Annotated in this window: 2 protein-coding genes; both read left to right on the top strand. The window is 54.7% G+C overall.

Translation table 11 applies throughout. From position 1 onward, the window contains the following. Positions 1-128 precede the first annotated feature (128 nt). Positions 129-683 (top strand): hypothetical protein, encoded by a 555-nt coding sequence (locus tag H1B37_RS32795; RefSeq protein WP_182871483.1) that lies wholly within the window; start codon positions 129-131, stop codon positions 681-683. Between the two features lie 17 nt (positions 684-700). Continuing rightward, the gene (locus H1B37_RS32790) at positions 701-1,411 is read left to right on the top strand and encodes an SMI1/KNR4 family protein (protein WP_220498494.1); all 711 of its coding nucleotides are present in this window, start codon (positions 701-703) and stop codon (positions 1,409-1,411) included. Positions 1,412-1,513: the final 102 nt, after the last annotated feature.

Raw genomic sequence — 1,513 nt, 5'->3', positions numbered from 1 at the left:
ACCAAATCTCCCGCCGCGCAGCGGCTTACTTGAACCAAGCCGTGAACCAAAGCGGCGAAGTCGGGCGGTTTTGAAATTGAAAATCTTTCGTCGCCGCTTGGTTACGGCTAACGTTACGCGAGGAAGCTGTGGACGCATCTCTAACACGTAAACTTTTGTCGCAGCACGGGAAGTGTGAGCAGCAAGACGCATCCGCTTGGTCCGGTGACTTTGCTCTACCCGAGCCAATCCTCACGTACTACCGCGATGTTGGACCGAATGACATCACGATCGAAGGGTATGGCAATCCGACTTTCATTCCTTCACTATCGCGACTTTGGCAGCACCAGATGGGCTATCGGTACCATCCCACTACGCTCGAAGTCTTTCCGGAATGGAACACGGATTGGATCGTGGTTGCTGATATGGGGGGCGATCCATACATCTATCACGATGGTCGCGTTCTATATGCGATGCACGGCACCGGCCAATGGAAACCGGAGTCCCTGTTTCCTGACCTGATTACGATGTGTGCGGCATTCGCGGTCATCGGAACAGTGGTGACTGACGCCGGATTGGATTTAACTGATGACCAAAGCTATATTCGACCTAAGCACTACGGAAGGGCACGTGACTTACTAGCTGACACCCTGGGCGATGACTTTCTCGCTCTTCGTTCACTGGAAACCGCAGGGTGGGGCTGAGAGAATTTCGCGTAACCATGCCGTGCACCGAAGGACGGGAGTCGACGGTTTTGAAGTGGTTAGTTTTTCGCCCGTCCTCGGTGACGGCCACCGTTCTGCCATTGAAGATGGACATCGAATCAATCCGTGACGCCCTTGTACGTTGCCGCCTTGCACAGCCGAAGGTGTTCGGCTCCGACTCGCACGAATTCAAATTGAACGCTCGTGTAGATGGATCCGTCGTCACGCAGTTTGAGGCGAAACACGACATCAAGCTGCCTGAAGATTATCGGCGTTTCGTGACGGAAATCGGCAACGGTGGGGCGGGGCCATTTTACGGCGTGTTCAAACTTGGTGAAATGGACAACAATTTCAGCCACAAACGTTGGAAAGAAGACGACGGCTTCATAGGTGTACTCGCGAAACCGTTTCCACACACCAAAGCTTGGAACGATCTTCCAACGTATCCTGAAGAACAGGACGACGAAGACGCGTACGAGGCCGAGCTCGAGGCATTCGACGAGGTTTACTGGAATTCGGAGAACGTGGACGGCGCGATCCCTATTTGCCATCAGGGATGCGCGTATCGAAACTGGCTGATCGTGACCGGGCCTGAGGCTGGCAATGTCTGGGAAGACCTCCGCGTTGATCATAAGGGGCTAATTCCTGTCAACTCCAACGGCGGCCATCGAGTGAGGTTTTTGGAATGGTACACTGACTGGCTTACTGATGCGGTGGCCGGGATTTGAACACCACTGTCGAGAAAGGCAGAACGATGCGATGCACGCCGAGCCGCGGAGGCGTGGTTTTTGAAGTGGTTGATCGCCCGCCGCGGCCGGGTGATCGCCGGC

Source organism: Stieleria mannarensis (assembly GCF_014154935.1).
Lineage (GTDB): Bacteria > Planctomycetota > Planctomycetia > Pirellulales > Pirellulaceae > Stieleria > Stieleria mannarensis.
Note: the sequence above shows the minus strand (reverse complement) of the source record. Positions and strands in the feature narration are given on the sequence as shown.